This window comes from Moraxella boevrei DSM 14165, from assembly GCF_000379845.1.
GTDB lineage: Bacteria > Pseudomonadota > Gammaproteobacteria > Pseudomonadales > Moraxellaceae > Faucicola > Faucicola boevrei.
In genome coordinates this window covers 96,599-112,302 of sequence record NZ_KB903771.1, presented here as the reverse complement: position 1 = coordinate 112,302, position 15,704 = coordinate 96,599, and the positions used below count along the sequence as shown (strand labels likewise).

Annotated in this window: 16 protein-coding genes; 13 read left to right on the top strand and 3 right to left on the bottom strand. The window is 40.4% G+C overall.

Annotated features, from left to right (window positions below; genetic code table 11):
• Positions 1–106: 106 nt before the first annotated feature.
• Positions 107–901, bottom strand: coding sequence for a MipA/OmpV family protein (locus tag A3G3_RS0101755; RefSeq protein ID WP_228702695.1), 795 nt, complete (start codon positions 899–901; stop codon positions 107–109).
• A gap of 227 nt (positions 902–1,128) precedes the next feature.
• Between A3G3_RS0101755 and A3G3_RS12930 the strand changes: the two genes are divergently transcribed.
• The 3 genes from A3G3_RS12930 (at position 1,129) to A3G3_RS0101740 (ending at position 4,224) form a co-directional block, all read left to right on the top strand.
• On the top strand, positions 1,129–2,280 hold the full coding sequence (locus tag A3G3_RS12930) for a metal ABC transporter solute-binding protein, Zn/Mn family (RefSeq protein ID WP_019518826.1): 1,152 nt from the start codon (positions 1,129–1,131) through the stop codon (positions 2,278–2,280).
• 56 nt (positions 2,281–2,336) lie between these two features.
• Positions 2,337–3,128, top strand: a complete 792-nt coding sequence (locus tag A3G3_RS0101745; RefSeq protein ID WP_019518825.1) for a metal ABC transporter ATP-binding protein — start codon at positions 2,337–2,339, stop codon at positions 3,126–3,128.
• Between the two features lie 181 nt (positions 3,129–3,309).
• On the top strand, positions 3,310–4,224 hold the full coding sequence (locus tag A3G3_RS0101740; protein WP_019518824.1) for a metal ABC transporter permease: 915 nt from the start codon (positions 3,310–3,312) through the stop codon (positions 4,222–4,224).
• Positions 4,225–4,416: 192 nt separating this feature from the next.
• On the opposite strand, the gene A3G3_RS0101735 is transcribed toward A3G3_RS0101740, so the two are convergent.
• Both A3G3_RS0101735 and A3G3_RS0101725 read right to left on the bottom strand, forming a co-directional pair.
• Complete coding sequence (locus tag A3G3_RS0101735) at positions 4,417–4,758, bottom strand: YbeD family protein (protein ID WP_019518823.1); 342 nt, start codon at positions 4,756–4,758, stop codon at positions 4,417–4,419.
• A gap of 128 nt (positions 4,759–4,886) precedes the next feature.
• On the bottom strand, positions 4,887–5,468 hold the full coding sequence (locus A3G3_RS0101725; RefSeq protein WP_019518821.1) for an FxsA family protein: 582 nt from the start codon (positions 5,466–5,468) through the stop codon (positions 4,887–4,889).
• A gap of 173 nt (positions 5,469–5,641) precedes the next feature.
• Here A3G3_RS0101725 and ruvC point away from each other — a divergent pair, with 173 nt between their 5' ends.
• The 10 genes from ruvC to A3G3_RS0101675 all read left to right on the top strand — a co-directional run bounded on the left by ruvC (position 5,642) and on the right by A3G3_RS0101675 (position 15,692).
• The gene (gene ruvC / locus A3G3_RS0101720; RefSeq protein WP_019518820.1) at positions 5,642–6,241 is read left to right on the top strand and encodes a crossover junction endodeoxyribonuclease RuvC; all 600 of its coding nucleotides are present in this window, start codon (positions 5,642–5,644) and stop codon (positions 6,239–6,241) included.
• Positions 6,238–7,593, top strand: coding sequence for an MFS transporter (locus tag A3G3_RS0101715; RefSeq protein ID WP_019518819.1), 1,356 nt, complete (start codon positions 6,238–6,240; stop codon positions 7,591–7,593). The genes ruvC and A3G3_RS0101715 overlap by 4 nt, the downstream gene beginning before the upstream one ends.
• Positions 7,594–7,712: 119 nt before the next feature.
• On the top strand, positions 7,713–8,816 hold the full coding sequence (locus A3G3_RS0101710; RefSeq protein ID WP_019518818.1) for a calcium:proton antiporter: 1,104 nt from the start codon (positions 7,713–7,715) through the stop codon (positions 8,814–8,816).
• Between the two features lie 164 nt (positions 8,817–8,980).
• A complete protein-coding gene (gene lysM, locus A3G3_RS0101705; RefSeq protein ID WP_019518817.1) occupies positions 8,981–9,478 on the top strand; it encodes a peptidoglycan-binding protein LysM in 498 nt (165 codons plus the stop codon).
• 233 nt (positions 9,479–9,711) lie between these two features.
• On the top strand, positions 9,712–10,218 hold the full coding sequence (locus tag A3G3_RS0101700) for a hypothetical protein (protein WP_019518816.1): 507 nt from the start codon (positions 9,712–9,714) through the stop codon (positions 10,216–10,218).
• Between the two features lie 31 nt (positions 10,219–10,249).
• Positions 10,250–12,943: a type I DNA topoisomerase gene (topA, locus tag A3G3_RS0101695; RefSeq protein WP_019518815.1), complete on the top strand. Its 2,694-nt coding sequence runs from the start codon at positions 10,250–10,252 to the stop codon at positions 12,941–12,943.
• Positions 12,936–13,793, top strand: coding sequence for an NgoPII family restriction endonuclease (locus A3G3_RS0101690; RefSeq protein ID WP_019518814.1), 858 nt, complete (start codon positions 12,936–12,938; stop codon positions 13,791–13,793). The genes topA and A3G3_RS0101690 overlap by 8 nt, the downstream gene beginning before the upstream one ends.
• Positions 13,790–14,770, top strand: coding sequence for a DNA cytosine methyltransferase (locus tag A3G3_RS0101685; RefSeq protein WP_019518813.1), 981 nt, complete (start codon positions 13,790–13,792; stop codon positions 14,768–14,770). The genes A3G3_RS0101690 and A3G3_RS0101685 overlap by 4 nt, the downstream gene beginning before the upstream one ends.
• A gap of 9 nt (positions 14,771–14,779) precedes the next feature.
• On the top strand, positions 14,780–15,079 hold the full coding sequence (locus A3G3_RS0101680; protein WP_019518812.1) for a DUF3817 domain-containing protein: 300 nt from the start codon (positions 14,780–14,782) through the stop codon (positions 15,077–15,079).
• 34 nt (positions 15,080–15,113) lie between these two features.
• Positions 15,114–15,692 carry a hypothetical protein gene (locus A3G3_RS0101675; RefSeq protein WP_019518811.1) on the top strand — a complete coding sequence of 193 codons (579 nt, stop codon included), beginning with the start codon at positions 15,114–15,116 and terminating at the stop codon, positions 15,690–15,692.
• Positions 15,693–15,704: the final 12 nt, after the last annotated feature.

Here is a 15,704-nt window from a genome sequence, read left to right as displayed (position 1 = left end):
AAATTTTAAGCGTGGTTTCAATGGTTGATTATTTGTTGCATACGTAAAAAAATGTGCAAATCATTATTCTTTACACATTTTATTTTTTTATTAAAAATTTATTTAATTAAAATTGATAATTAAACCCAATTTTCGTTTTACTTTCCACATCATCGTTAACCAGCGGACTGTTTTTTTGTTCACTGCTCAAAAACGCCAATGATTGACTGACAAAACCGCTAATTTTTGGATGAAAGGCATAGCTTGCACTCACATTCACATAAGGATTAACGCTACTATCCACTTGATAGGCAGTAACGAGCGTTCGGCGACTTTCATCGGCAGATACGCCATAATAGTATTGGTTATAATCACCATTATTCCATTGCACGCCCACTTCAGGATACACAGTCAATTTATCATCAGCAAATTTAAATCGGCTTAAATGAGCGAGTTTCACGGTTGTGCCGTCATTGCGACCGAGCAAATCGGTTTCAGCGTGGACTTTAAAACCGCCATACGGCGTAATTCGCATGTAACTTGAACCCAGCATGACCGACCAATCTCGCTCATTCATGCCTTTTAATTGGGTGTTTTCGCTGTTGGCAGGGTCAAAATGACGGCTGTCATAACCGAGCGTGGCACGCCATTCGTTTTTGGCATCCTTGTAGGCGTACACACCTGCTTCCGCCCCTTCAATGTACACACGGTTATTATCATAAAACGCCTGTGGCATCACGGTAATTTCGTGGTCTTGGTCATATGCGTATTGGTTAAATGACGCATTTGCCCCAACTTTTAACGTGGCATTACGATTAATTGGTAATGAATTGTTAAAAAAACTTTGAGCAAAGCTCGGATTGCTCAGCAACATCGCAACACTTGCGGTCGTGTTGATGAAAATCAATTTCAAAGTTGGCATCATGCAGTTACCTTTTATGTTAAGTTACCTTTTATTTAAAAAATGTTAAAAATCTTCGCTATTATCGCATAATTTTCACAAAACAGTTGTAAATTTTTGCGATGTTTTTGGGTTTGCTTAAGAGGATTTGGCAAAATTTTGGTTGAGCCTTTGAATAAAATGTTATATTATAACGAAATAATTTTTTAACTAATTTGTTATTTTTAAATAAATTAAAAGGTACTATAATGAAAATTAATCAGACTGTAAATTTTGGTAAAATTTTTGGCATGACTATTGGTATGAGTATGGGCTTGCTAACCTTGACCGCTTGTCAACAAAATGCCACACAAGCGACTGATGCTGATGAAAATGCAAGCACCGCAAGCGTAGCAACGGCAACCCAAAGCACCAATAACGCCGATAAAATCAACGTCTATACATCAACCAATGTGTGGGGTTCTATCTTAAAAAATGTCGGTGGTGAACACGTCAATGTTATCGTTGCGGTGAATGATGCCAGTCAAGACCCACATGATTACCAAGCCACCGCCCAAGACAAACTCAACATTAGTCAGGCAAAATTGGTGTTAGTCAATGGGGGTGGTTATGATGATTGGGCAACGAGTTTGGCAAAATCGGTGGAACATCAGCCTGTGATTATCAATGCGGTGGATTTATCAGGGTTAAAACCTGCCAATGCTGATAAACACGAGCATGAACACGATCACCAAGACGAGCATGACGACCACGACCATGCAGGGCATCAACATCATCATGGCGAATTTAACGAACACGTCTTTTTTTCATTAGACACTGCCAAAAAAGTCGCCGAAGCAGTCGCCAATCAGCTTGCCCAAACTGACCCAAGCCACCAATCAAGCTATGAACAAAATGCCAAAGACTTTATCGGACAGCTAAACCAACTGCAAGCCACCGCCCAAACTATTGGTAAAAACAAAACCTTATCTGCTTTTGCAACCGAGTCTGTGATTGGTTATTTGCTAAATGATATGGGCATCAAAAACGCCACGCCACCTGACTATATTAAACAATCGGAAACTGATGCAGGTGTATCGGTAAAAATACTAGACGACAGCAAAAATTTGTTGAAAAACAAACAAGTATCGGTGTTAATCGTCAACGCCCAAACCGAAGATGCGACCGCAAAACAGTTGGTAGAAATTGCCAAACAAGCAGGATTGCCGACCGTTTCGGTAAACGAAACTTTCCCAACAGGCGTGGATAATTATGTGGATTTTATGCAAAAAACCATTGACGATTTTGCTAAAGCAGTTAATATGCCAACAACGGCTGTCGCATCTACCGCACCAACGATTGAACATCGACATGACAATCATGAGCATGAACACAATCATGAGCATGACCATAAACATTAAACATTTATTAAAAAATAGGTTAAAATGTGAAAAAAATTTGATAAAAAAGTGAATTTATGACCCAAGTCAATGTTGCAATGCCGTTAACGCCTGTTAATCAAGGGGTTAAGTCGCCTTTAATCCTGCAAAAACCTGACTGCCAAAAAATCATGACTGCCCAAAATGCTACCATGCACTTTGGGCGACGTGTGCTTTGGCAAGCGGTGAATTTTGAAATTTTAACAGGGGAATTTGTGGCATTGTTAGGGGCGAATGGCACAGGAAAAACCACGTTTTTTCACAGTATTTTGGGCTTAAATCGTTTAACTCAAGGTAACATTCATCTAACAGACGGTGTAAAAATCGGCTACGTGCCACAGCTAAAAAATTTTGACCCAAAACTGCCCATTCGTGGGCGAGATTTGGTGCGGTTAGGATTGGATGGCGAAAATTACTTGTTTGGCAAATTTAGCCGAAAAAAACTGTTTGGCACGCATTGGCTTTCTAACAAACAAAAAAATTATCGTGTCAATAAAGCCATTGACGAAGTGGGCGGTCATGCCTTTGCCGATGCCCCTTTACACCTATTATCGGGCGGTGAACAACAGCGAATGCGGATTGCACAAGCGTTGGTGGCTGAGCCTGATTTGTTATTACTGGATGAACCGTTGTTAAGTTTAGACGTGGCAAGTCAATATGTGGTGTGTGATATTTTATCGCACCGCAAAACCTTTCACCATACCGCTATTTTGATGATTAGTCATGAATTAGTACCAATTAAACCCTTGATTGATAAAGTAATTTTGTTAAAAGATAGCACTGCCCAAGTGGGTGATGTGGCATTATTACAGCTTTATCAGGGTTTTTAACGTAAAAAAAATTGGCAAAATATTAAATTTTATTAAAAATTATTAATTATTTAAGCAAAATTATTTGATAACCTGAAATCTTGTAGGGTGGGTTAGCTTGAGTCAACCACTAAAAATCAGATTATAATTTAAATCTATTCAACTACTTGGTTTTTTATTTGATTAAAAAAGTAGAATATTCATGTTGCTAATGACAGGGCTAGACCTGATTATAAATTTTGACAATTTTTGGCAATTATTACCACTCGTGTATTCGTCTATCGTTGCCGCCATGATTTTGGGCGTGTTGGCAGGGTTAATCGGTCCGATGATACAGGCTCGTGATATGGCATTTGCGGTACATGGTACGGCGGAATTGTCGTTTGCAGGAGCGGCGTGTGCGTTGTGGCTTGGCAGTTCGGTAACGCTTGGAGCGGTAATCGGCTCAATGTTGGCAGGCACAATATTGGCAATCATGGGTTTGGACGGTAAAAATCGCAATGCGTTAATTGGTATTATGTTGCCGTTTGGGTTGGGGCTTGGTGTATTGTTTTTATCGCTGTATCAGGGGCGTTCCTCCAATAAATTTGGGTTGTTAACAGGGCAAATCGTGGCAGTTACCCCTGCAGATTTGCAAGCGATGCTCGTGGTGGCAGGGATTGTGCTTTTGGTCATGGCAATTTTTGGCAGGCGGATGTTTTTTTCGGCAATTGACCCCCAAATTGCCCAAGCTCAGCATATCTCCTTACGTTGGCTTTCGTTGTTATTTATGTTGGTGTTAAGCCTTGTGGTGGCAGTGAGTGTGCAGTTAGTGGGGGCGTTGTTGTTGTTATCGTTGTTAATTACCCCAACGGCGGCAGCATCACAGATTACGGCTAGACCGTTGTTTTTATACGGATTTTCTATGTTGTTTGCCATGATTGCAGGGGTCGGTGGGATTTTGTTATCACTTGGGCCAGGTTTACCGATTTCACCCTATATTACCACGATTTCGTTTTTGATTTATTTACTTTGTTTGGGGATTGGTTTGTTGCGTAAAAAATCAGGCTGGCAACATCGTATTAGCCAAGCGGGTAATCAGTTGACTTATCAAATGGATAAAAAAGCAAAGGGATAAAAAATTTGACCCACCAAAAATCCCACATTGGTAGGATTTTTTGGTTCAAAATATCACATTTCTTTCTAAATTAGAGTTTACGTTCGTGGTGAGCCTGTCGAACCATAATCCAAACCCAGAAAACCGACCCTTCGACAAGCTCAGGGCGAACGGTTTTCTTTAAAATTAACCGTTTAGAAAGAGGTCTATTGATTAAAAAACGGTTCTTACTGTTTCTGCTTTATCCAACATTTCATAAAGTTGGTTAATTTGCTTGGCTTCGGTCGCGTACACATTGGCACGCACCGAATGAAAACGCCCTGTTTTTGACGCATTGACTGTCAAAGTCGCCAAATCAAATTCAGGAAATAACGTTCCTAAAATTAATTTGACTTCGTTTAACAACGTTTCTTTATGTCCTTCATGTCCGATAATGCTCATCGGATAATCCATTGGAAAATTCCATAATTCAGGATTTTGGATATCGGTGCGTTTGCCGATAATAGGTTTGGCAAGACTGGCATCAAGCGGATTTACATTAATGGTTTTTGTCATGATTATTCCTTATGATAAACGTTTACTCATCTGTAAAAAATTGTCTGTTGGGAACAATGGGGGGCAAATGCGGTGTTTTCAAGCCAATCAATATGACCCATTTTGTCATTTAAAATAAATGTGAAATATTAGTCATCATTTGCTGATTTGATTTTTTTCACATCTTTAACAGTTTTTGCTGTACCATCAACCGTTGTGCCACCGCCCATACCCCCAAAACCGCCGAACGGATTATTGGTGCCAAAGGGATTTTGCCCACCGAACGGATTAGCCCCACCGAACGGATTTTGACCAGCCATACCGCCCATTTTGCTTGTCATCATTTGCATAAGTTTTTCAGGGTTTTTGGTGGCATAGTCTTTGGCATAATTTTTGGCTTTGTTCTGTAAGGCAGGTAACATCACAAGTAACGCCACCAAGTCGCTTAAAATCCCCGGTAATGCCAATAATAAGCCCGCAAACATTAACGCCACCGCTTTGACAACGGTGTTTTCTTGGGGACGTAGGGCAGGATTTAACATACTGGCTTGGGCTTGTCCTGCTAAGGGTTTTAGAATGCTTGTGCCTTTTTTCATCAAGGCAATGCCAATCACCCCTGCCAAAATAAACCAGCCAAACACCCACCAACCGCTCACAAATTGGGCAATCAGATACCATAGCAACATTTCAATGATAAACCACACAATCGCAATGCCGAGAATATTTCCCATAATCGTCAAACCTTTTATTCAAAATCTTGCAAAAATGCTAAAAAAATGGTTAAAAATAATACATCCCATTGTAAAGGATTTCGGTATATAATGGGGAACTTTTTTGCAAAAAAAACGCTGATTTGACAATTTTTTGCAATTTTTCTAAAAAATTTAAAAAAAATGGTTGCTTTATGACAATTTTTATTGGGATTGACCCAGGTTCTCGTATGACTGGCTATGGCATTATTCGCCATGTGGGGGATAAGTTAGCGTTTTTGGATGCAGGGACAATACACACGCAGTTGAATTATGAGAGCGAAACCATGCCAGAGCGGTTAAAGCGGATTTTTCAGGGGGTAACTCGGATTGTGGAGCATTATCAAAAATATACCGATGAGCCGATAACAACAGCGATTGAGCAGGTATTTATGGCGACAAACCCCGACTCAGCGTTAAAACTGGGGCAGGCTCGTGGGGCGGCGATTACGGCATTGGTTGCCAAAGATTTAGAAGTAGCGGAATATACCGCACGTCAGATTAAGCAGGCGGTGTGTGGCTACGGGGCGGCGGATAAAGAGCAAGTGCAAGCAATGGTGATGCGGTTACTTAATCTGTCGGTATGTCCCCAAGCGGATGCGGCGGATGGTTTGGCGTGTGCGATTTGTCATGCCTATCACCACCATAGCTTAAATAAAATATTAAATAATTTAAACAAAAACAGTGCGACGGCTTTATCTCGTAGTAAGAAAAAAGGGCGTTGGCGGTTAAGCGAAACGGATATTTTTAAATGAAACTTTCCGCCAGTCATTCCAAAAGTCTTGCTTTATTACTCACGTTATATCTAGCACAAGGCTTGCCTGCAGGTTTTATCACCCAAGCCTTGCCTGCCATTTTACGCCAATATCAGGTATCTTTGGTAGCGATTGGTTGGTCGGGTTTGATTTTGGCACCGTGGGCAATAAAATTTTTGTGGGCGACTGTGGTAGATAGCCATTATAACGAGCGTATGGGGCGTTCTCGTACATGGATTTTACCATTGCAACTGTTTTCTTGCGGTGTATTAATCGTTATTGGGCTATTTGACCCCAATCAATTATCGCAATCTACATCGGTCTTTCGTTTGTACGTCTTGTTGTTTTGTTTAAGCATGATAGGGGCGACCCACGATATTGCTACGGACGGTTTGGCAACTCGTTTGTTAAAATCATATTTTTCTCAAAATAGCCTAAGTAATAATACTGGTGGTAATTCTAAACACTTTCAACAACAAAATCAACACCAACAAAGCCAAGGCAACGCCATTCAAGTGATTGGCTATCGGCTGGGTTTGATTTTGGGGGGTGGCGTGTTGCTAATGTCGTTAGAAAATTTGGGTTGGCGGTATAGCTTTTTGGCAATGGCGATGTTAATTTTTGTCAATACCTTACCGATTATTTTTTATCAAGAACCAACATTTGTCAGAGCACATCTAGTCAAAAAAGATAACCCACAAAAATCCGATAATTTTTCCCAAAAGACGCTTACTTATATCAAAAAACATTACCAATATTTTTGGCAAACGCCTGAAATGCTCGCTTGGTTAGCAGTTTTACTCAGTTTTAAATTAGCAGACGGCTTATCAAGTGGTATGGTAAAGCCGATGATGGTAGATTTGGGCATTGGTTTGGAGAAAATTGGGTTTTGGGCAACGATTTTAGGGTCAGGGGCATCGTTATTTGGGGCATGGGTGGCGACTTTGTTTCTCAAAAAAATCAGCCGTTTTGTGGCGTTAATCGTATTTAGTACCTTACAAGCCTTAACAACAGGGCTATATGGTGTGGTGTTTTATGGTTTTGAGCATCAGCGATTACACAGTTTTGGGTGGGTATATGCGGTGAATGCGTTAGAGCATTTTTGTTCAGCGTTAGCGTTGATTGCGATGATGACAACCATCATGCACTACGCACGCCACGAGCAGGCGGGTAGTGATTATACTTTTCAGATGTGTTTGCTCACCGTAGTGAGTGGCTCACTACATTTTGCCAGTGGTTATTCGGTGGATATTTGGGGTTATACCACGCATTTTTTTGTGAGTATGGCGTTAGGCACGATAAGCTTGTTTACGATAATTTATTGGAGAAAAAGCTTTTTTTATGAAAAATAATTTCATTATTATTAATAATATAAAAAAATATTGCGTTTTTAGATATTTTTATGCTATTATTGCTTTTTCACAAATACAAACATCATTTTGAAAAAATTTTGTAATATAAAGGGGTGTTTATGGAAAAAACAATTTTTCTTAAACAAAAGTTTAATCTTAATTTGCCTGTATGGACGGTGGTCGCCCCATTGTTGGCATTACTGTTGCTTGCAGGGCATTTAGCAGTCCACCCAACAGGTATGGTGGTAGAAGCCTTGACAGGGTTTGGGCTGATTGGGGCGGTTTTTTCAGCGGTATATCATGCCGAAGTAATTGCCCATAAGGTGGGTGAGCCGTTTGGGACATTGGTATTGGCGGTAGCGGTAACGATTATTGAAGTCGCCTTAATCGTGGTGCTGATGAATAGCAGTTCGCCAGAAGATAGAGCGGTATTGGCACGAGACACGGTGTATTCGGCGGTGATGGTGGTATGTAATGCGATTGTGGGGTTGTGTTTGCTAACAGGGGGCTTACGCAATTATATTCAAGACTTTGAATTAGAAGGCGTTAAAAAAGCCGTTAGCGTATTGTTAATTTTGGCATTAATGGTCTTTATGTTGCCCAATTTCACCACGTCCTTAGGTGGTGGTAGTATGCTAAATTCCCAGCTAATTTTTGTGGCGATTTGTTGTTTGGTGATGTACGGGGCGTTTATTTTTACCCAAACCATTCGGCACCGTAATTATTTTGTCACTGAAACCGAAACCCAAAGCCATCATAGCGATAATCTCTTAACGGTTGCCAGTAGTGGGGTTTTGTTGTTAATTGGCTTGGTAACGGTGGTTGGTTTAGCAAAAATGTTATCGCCACTTATTGAAAGCACGCTTGTCATGTGGGGTTTGCCAAAGGTGATGTTAGGGATTATTATTGCTAGTTTGGTATTATTGCCTGAGTCTATTGCAGCGGTGAAAGCGTCGTTTAACAACCAACTGCAGAACAGCCTAAATTTAGCACTTGGTTCAGCATTAGCGAGTATTTCACTCACTATTCCTGTGATTGCAATCTATGGGGTGATGACAGGGAGCGAGCTAATTTTAGGGCTTTCGCCAAAAGATGACATGATGCTTATGGTAACACTGTTGTTACTCATGAATACCCTTAGTACGGGTAAAAGTACCTTTTTGCAAGGCGTAATGCATTTGGTGATGTTTGCCACCTTTATCTTCTTTTCAATTGTGCCTTGACAATATGATTGCAAAAATTAACAGATTTTAACGTAATTTTTCCAAAGATTTTGCTATACTGATGTCAACTTACCAAGCTGGTTGTTAAAATTTTATCAGAACAAAGTTTTAAGTTTTAACAACTGTGATAAATTATGCCAATCGAAATAAAAGTGAGAAAATATATGGGAATTTTTAGTTTTGCTAAAGATATTGGTGACAAAATATTTAACCGTGACAAAAAAGAAGAAACCCCTGCTTCTACCCTAGCCCCAGTTGCACCGACTGCACCTGTTGAACCATCAGCTCAAGAAATCGCTAACTTGCTATTGGCTCGTATCCAAGCCAATGCCAAGATTGATGGCTTGAGTGTTAACTACAATGGTGACACCGATACCGTGAATGTATCAGGCACAGCAAGCAACCAAGCAGAACGTGAAAAAGCAATCTTGGCAGCAGGTAATGTGCAACATGTTGCCACAGTCGTTGACAACATCAGCGTGGTAGTACCAGAGCCAGAATCTCGTATGTACACGGTAAAATCAGGTGACACCTTGTCAAAAATTGCCAAAGAAATGTATGGCAATGCCAATGACTACAACAAAATCTTTGAAGCCAATCAGCCATTGTTGAGTCACCCTGACAAAATTTATGTCGGTCAAGTATTGCGTATCCCTGCCTAATATTTTATTTTTATAAAAGTATTTTGTACGAATTACATATATTTACTTAATAAAATCATTAATTAATGTCATAAAAACGCATCAAGTCGGTGCGTTTTTTTATGGGGTTTTGTTAAACTTTTGTATTATCAAAAATTTTTATCATTACTTTTACTTTACATTAAAAAATAAAATGATTATGATAACCGCCATTTTATCGCAATCGCATTGCTTAACATAAAATTGGTAAGATTATGGCAACTTGGATTATCATTGGTACGATTTTATTTATTGTAGGTGGGATTATGGGCTTAAAGCCGTCCGCCAAAGAGACCCGCCTTGACAACTTACGCATGACGGCACGTAAAGTTGGCTTGATGCCAAAGTTGGTGGCTTGCCCTGCTTGGCTGACAGGCAAAACGGGTGAGCGTGGTAAAGGCATGATAGCTCAATATGGGTTGATTTTGGAAGACGGCACATTGCCACCTTGTGATTTTCAAATTATTGATGGTGAATGGCGACCAATGACAGATAATTTTGCAGCCAATTTTGCTCTTGATAAGAAAGTGGTAGATTTTGGCGAAAATATCACGCCCACTGTTCAGGGTTTAAGTTGCAAGGCGAATTTTATCTGTGTCTATTGGTATGAAAATGGCAATATGGGCAATCCTGCAATCCTTGAAAATACCGAAAAAGACCTAATTTTATTAAAAAACACATTGCAAAATCTAGCCGATTTGGTGCAAAATAGCAAAATTTAATCAAATTCATTTAACCTTTTTTGAGTAACTTATGGCAAAAACACCTGCAACAAAAACCACAAAACAAACTGCAAAAGCAACCAAAAAAAACACTGGAAAAACAACGGAAAACACTGCTAAAACTGGTAAGGCAAAAGCCCTTGTCATCGTAGAATCCCCTGCCAAAGCCAAAACCATCAATAAATATCTAGGCAATGATTATATCGTGCGGTCTAGCGTGGGGCATATTCGTGATTTGCCAGTCTCTTCACAAACAGCAGGCGGTGCGGACAAATCCAAAAAATCCACCCAAGCTGATGGCGAAAAACTGTCTCGTGAACAAAAAGCCCAACTAGCCTTAGTGAGAAGAATGGGCGTGGACCCAGAACACGACTGGCAAGCGGTGTATGAAATTTTGCCTAATAAAACCAAAGTTATCAAAGAGTTAAAAGCACTTGCCAAAGACGCCGATGTCATTTATTTGGCGACCGACCTTGACCGTGAAGGCGAGGCGATTGCGTGGCATTTGCGTGAGGTCATCGGTGGCAAAGACGACAAATACCGCCGTGTGGTGTTCAATGAAATCACCAAAAACGCCATCAAAGACGCCTTTGACAATCCGTCCGATTTGAATATGGACAGGGTAAACGCCCAGCAAGCACGCCGTTTTCTTGACCGTGTCGTAGGCTTTATGGTTTCACCGCTTTTGTGGGCGAAAGTAGCAAGGGGTTTGTCGGCAGGGCGTGTGCAAAGCGTGGCAACTCGCCTTGTGGTGGAGCGTGAGCATGAAATCCGTGCCTTTGTGCCAACCGAATTTTGGCAAATTCACGCTGACACGCATACCCAAGACAAGCATACCCAAGATACGCACCCCATTTACCTAGAAGCGGTCAAAAATAATGACAAAGACTTGATATTGGCAAACGAAACACAAGCCCTTGATATTGTAAAAATTCTAAACAATAATCCCTTTATCGTGGCGGACATTGAACAAAAACCCACCCAATCTAAGCCATCTGCTCCTTTTATTACTTCTACGCTACAACAATCAGCCAGCACTCGGCTTGGCTTTAATGTCAAAAAAACCATGATGCTTGCCCAGCGTCTGTATGAAGCAGGGTACATCACTTATATGCGTACCGATTCTACTTTTTTGAGTAAAGATGCGGTGGATAGCGTGCGTGGCTATATTTTGGACAACTTTGGCGAAAAATATCTGCCCAAAACGCCCAATGTTTATGGCAACAAACAAAACGCCCAAGAAGCCCACGAAGCGATACGCCCAAGCGATGTCAATTTGACAGCCAATCGCCTAAACGATATGGAGCAAGACGCCAAACGCTTGTACGACTTGATTTATAAGCAGTTTGTGGCGTGTCAAATGACCCCTGCCAAATACCAATCGGCAACGCTTAGCGTCAAGTCTGGCACGGTACAACTCAAAGCAAAAGGGCGTGTGATGGTGTTTGACGGCTACACTCGGGTCAATCCCCCTGCCAAAACTGACGATGTGCTTTTGCCTGATGTCAAAGTGGGCGATGTCTTAACGGTCAATGAAATTATCCCAAGCCAGCATTTTACCAAACCGCCTGCTCGCTACACCGAAGCCAGTCTTGTCAAAGAGCTTGAAAAACAGGGCATCGGGCGGCCGTCCACCTATGCGTCTATCATCTCCACCATTCAAGAGCGTGGCTATGTCAAAACCGAAAACAAACGGCTGTTTGCCGAAAAAATGGGCGACATTGTTACCGACCGCTTGACCCAAAGTTTTCCTGATTTGATGGATTATAGTTTTACCGCAAGCCTTGAAGATAAACTGGACGATGTGGCAAATGGCGAACAAAATTACAAAAAAGTGCTGGACAACTTTTATAAAGATTTTAAAGAAAAACTAAATAATGCCAAAAGCACAATGCGACCCAATGACCCCACCAATGTGCCAGATGTGCATTGCGATTTGTGTGCTCGCCCAATGCAAATTCGCACAGGCGGAACAGGGGTGTTTTTGGGCTGTACAGGGTACAGTTTGCCCCCAAAAGAACGCTGTAAAGGTACCAAAAATCTGATGCCAGTAGAAGCCTTTGCCAGCCAAACGGCAGACGATGAGACTTTTGAAGTACAAGCCTTATTAGAAAAAAAGCGTTGCCCTAAATGCCACACAGCGATGGACGGCTACATTGTGGACGGCGGATTAAAATTGCACATTTGTGGCAATAATCCAGATTGCGATGGCTATGTATTAGAAAAAGGCGTGTTTGAGACCGCCAAAGATGACGCTCCCCACATTGATTGCGACAAATGCGACGGACAAATGACTCTAAAAACAGGCAGATTTGGGGCGTATTTTGCTTGCAACCAGTGCGACAACACCAGAAAAGTACTCAAAAATGGACAACCTGCACCGCCTAGAATGACCCCCATTCATATGCCAAGTTTACGCTCACAAAAATTTGACGATTATTATATTTTGCGTGAAGGAGCGGCAGGACTGTTTTTGGCGGCAAGCAAATTCCCCAAAGTGCGAGAAACTCGCCCGCCCAAGGTGAGTGAATTAAAAACCGTGCAAGGGGAGCTTGACCCCAAATTTCATTATTTGCTACAAGCCCCAGAGGCTGATACAGACGGCAATCCGACCATTGTACGCTGGTCTCGCAAAAATAGCGAGCAATACATCGGCTCAGAAAAAGACGGCAAAGCGACTAAGTTTGCCTTGGTGTACAATGGGCAGGGGTGGGTGAATGGGTAATAATATCATCAACGCCATTATCCATTTAATCCAAAACCCAGTGATTGATTTGCAAAATAGCTATTTGGGTAAAAATCGCATCAATAATGTGGGCGATGCCTTAGAACGCTATGTGCAAGATTTATTTATTGACGGTTTTGATTTGGATGAAAATGACAGAAACATTCAAATATCAAAGCATTTTTCTTATTTGGGAAATTCTAGCAATCCGCCTGATATGATGCTAAAAGGGGGCGACGCCATAGAAGTTAAAAAAATAGAAAGTAAAAATTCGGATTTGGCATTAAATTCTAGTTATCCCAAAAACAAATTATTTGTCGACAATCCAATGCTGACAACCGCTTGTAAATTGTCCGAAAATTGGATAGCCAAAGATATGTTGTATGCTGTGGGCGTGGTGAATAAAAATAAATTGACCGATTTAATTTTTGTCTATGGCGATGATTATTGTGCAGATAATGCGATTTATGAAACCATTAAAAACAGAATTAAAACAGGCGTAGAAACCATTGAAGGTGTAGAATTTACTCCAACCAAAGAGCTTGGCAAAATTAAAAAAATAGACCCACTGGGCATTACCAATTTGCGAGTGCGTGGAATGTGGCACATTGAAAATCCTTTTAAGGTTTTTTCTTATATATATCAAAGAGATTTTAGTTATTTGTTTAATCTTATCGCAATTATCAATGATGAAAAATGGCAATCATTGAATAATAAAAATGAATTGATTGAGGTGGCTAAAAATAATCAAAATATTCAGATTTTAAATATTAAAATAAAAAATCCGAATAATCCTGCAAGATTAAAGCCTGCCAAACTTATCCAGTTCTTTATTGGAGAGAATGAATGAATGTCATTAGTTTGTTTGCAGGGGCAGGGGGAATGGATTTGGGTTTTCAAAAGGCAGGATTTGATATTGTGATTGCCAACGAATACGACAAATCCATTTGGGCAACTTATGAAAAAAACCATCAAAACCCATTATTAAAAGGCGATATTCGCAAATTTAGTGCCGATGATTTTCCTGATTGTGATGGCATTATCGGTGGGCCACCTTGTCAAAGTTGGAGTGAGGCAGGTTCGCTTCGTGGCATTGACGATGAACGGGGGCAATTATTTTTTGATTATATCCGTGTTCTAAAATCCAAACAACCCAAATTTTTTGTGGCAGAAAATGTCTCTGGAATGCTTGCCAAACGCCATAATCAAGCGGTGCAAAATATTATGGCGTGTTTTGAAAATGCAGGTTATGATGTTTTTATAAAAATGCTTGATGCTTATGATTACGGCGTGGCTCAAAATCGCAAGAGAGTGTTTTATGTCGGTTTTAGAAAAGATTTAATGGTTGATGATTTTAAATTTCCTTTGCCACTAGACCATAAATTTGTTTTGCAAGATGTGATTTTTGATTTAAAAGACAATGCAATACCTGCTTTAATCAATAACAAAACCAATGGCGATAATTGTATCATTGCCAATCACGAATATTTTGTTGGTGGTTATTCGCCTATTTATATGAGCCGTAATCGTGTGCGTGCGTGGAATGAGCCGTCTTTTACCATTCAAGCCAGCGGACGCCAAGCCCCACAACATCCCAATGCCCCAAAAATGACCAAAATTGGCGAAAATGTATTTGCATTTGATAAGCACAGCCCATATCGGCGGTTGTCGGTGCGAGAATGTGCTAGAATTCAAGGCTTTGATGATGATTTTGAATTTGTCTATGACAATCTTAATGACGGTTATAAAATGATTGGCAATGCCGTGCCTGTCAATTTGGCTTATGCGGTGGCAAAAGAGATTTATCAAGTGTTAAATAATTTATAAGGCAAAACAATGACCCCGACTCACCTACGCATTATCAGCTTTTTAGAAGGACTATCCTTTATTTTACTAGGTATGGCGATGTATATCCGCTACACTAACTACGACTACAGCTATCTGGTACGCTATGCTGGTATGACGCACGGTATTTTGTTTATGGCTTTTATGGTGATTTTGCTCATCGTTTGTCAGCGTCAAAAATGGTCGCTTGTGGTATTTTTACTAGGATTAGTGGCATCCGTCATTCCATTTATGCCGTTTATGTTTGAACGCTACATTTATAAAAAAGAAATTAGCGAAAATAAGCTTTAATCACAATAATTCACTTGAAAGACTTGGGGCTTTTATGTTAAAAAAACAACCAATGATTTGGCTTATTAGCTTATCAATAATGACATTATCTGCTTGCCAAAAAAATGAGCAATCTCAATCCGTTAGCACAAATATAGCGAGCCCTGCTGAAGCCATTTCTTCATCACCACAAACCGTACAAACTACCCAAACGCCACGAAAAGTTGATTGGCAATTATTAGCCAATGATGTTGTGTCCGTGACTGAAGAAAAATTTAATTATCCGTTTAAATTAGATAGTGAACCTGTCAAAATTTATGCAAAATCCTATCAATTAGACCTACAATCTGCAAGACATCAAATGACAGTTGGGATGGCGAGCAATGAACTTTTGTCAAAATTACTTGACCAATTAGGCGAAGATTATGTGTCGCACGAAATAACCACCGATAAAAACCCAGTTTTTATCGTACATACCACGCCAAACGTTGAGCCAAGTCAAGGTAAATACACTTTTAGCGACCCATTTGCCGAGGGATTGAGCATTGATGTGAGCGTTATCAATGACGGCATCAAAACACCGTCAATCAATCCGCACACAATGGATGAAAATTTAACCGATATTAAACAATAAATAACAACACGC

Bases quoted from the DNA above. Each gene is read 5' to 3' on its own strand.
- A3G3_RS0101755 (WP_228702695.1), bottom strand. From the start codon at position 901: ATGCCAACTTTGAAATTGATTTTCATCAACACGACCGCAAGTGTTGCG.
- A3G3_RS12930 (WP_019518826.1), top strand. From the start codon at position 1,129: ATGAAAATTAATCAGACTGTAAATTTTGGTAAAATTTTTGGCATGACT.
- A3G3_RS0101745 (WP_019518825.1), top strand. From the start codon at position 2,337: ATGACCCAAGTCAATGTTGCAATGCCGTTAACGCCTGTTAATCAAGGG.
- A3G3_RS0101740 (WP_019518824.1), top strand. From the start codon at position 3,310: ATGTTGCTAATGACAGGGCTAGACCTGATTATAAATTTTGACAATTTT.
- A3G3_RS0101735 (WP_019518823.1), bottom strand. From the start codon at position 4,758: ATGACAAAAACCATTAATGTAAATCCGCTTGATGCCAGTCTTGCCAAA.
- A3G3_RS0101725 (WP_019518821.1), bottom strand. From the start codon at position 5,468: ATGGGAAATATTCTCGGCATTGCGATTGTGTGGTTTATCATTGAAATG.
- ruvC (WP_019518820.1), top strand. From the start codon at position 5,642: ATGACAATTTTTATTGGGATTGACCCAGGTTCTCGTATGACTGGCTAT.
- A3G3_RS0101715 (WP_019518819.1), top strand. From the start codon at position 6,238: ATGAAACTTTCCGCCAGTCATTCCAAAAGTCTTGCTTTATTACTCACG.
- A3G3_RS0101710 (WP_019518818.1), top strand. From the start codon at position 7,713: ATGGAAAAAACAATTTTTCTTAAACAAAAGTTTAATCTTAATTTGCCT.
- lysM (WP_019518817.1), top strand. From the start codon at position 8,981: ATGGGAATTTTTAGTTTTGCTAAAGATATTGGTGACAAAATATTTAAC.
- A3G3_RS0101700 (WP_019518816.1), top strand. From the start codon at position 9,712: ATGGCAACTTGGATTATCATTGGTACGATTTTATTTATTGTAGGTGGG.
- topA (WP_019518815.1), top strand. From the start codon at position 10,250: ATGGCAAAAACACCTGCAACAAAAACCACAAAACAAACTGCAAAAGCA.
- A3G3_RS0101690 (WP_019518814.1), top strand. From the start codon at position 12,936: ATGGGTAATAATATCATCAACGCCATTATCCATTTAATCCAAAACCCA.
- A3G3_RS0101685 (WP_019518813.1), top strand. From the start codon at position 13,790: ATGAATGTCATTAGTTTGTTTGCAGGGGCAGGGGGAATGGATTTGGGT.
- A3G3_RS0101680 (WP_019518812.1), top strand. From the start codon at position 14,780: ATGACCCCGACTCACCTACGCATTATCAGCTTTTTAGAAGGACTATCC.
- A3G3_RS0101675 (WP_019518811.1), top strand. From the start codon at position 15,114: ATGTTAAAAAAACAACCAATGATTTGGCTTATTAGCTTATCAATAATG.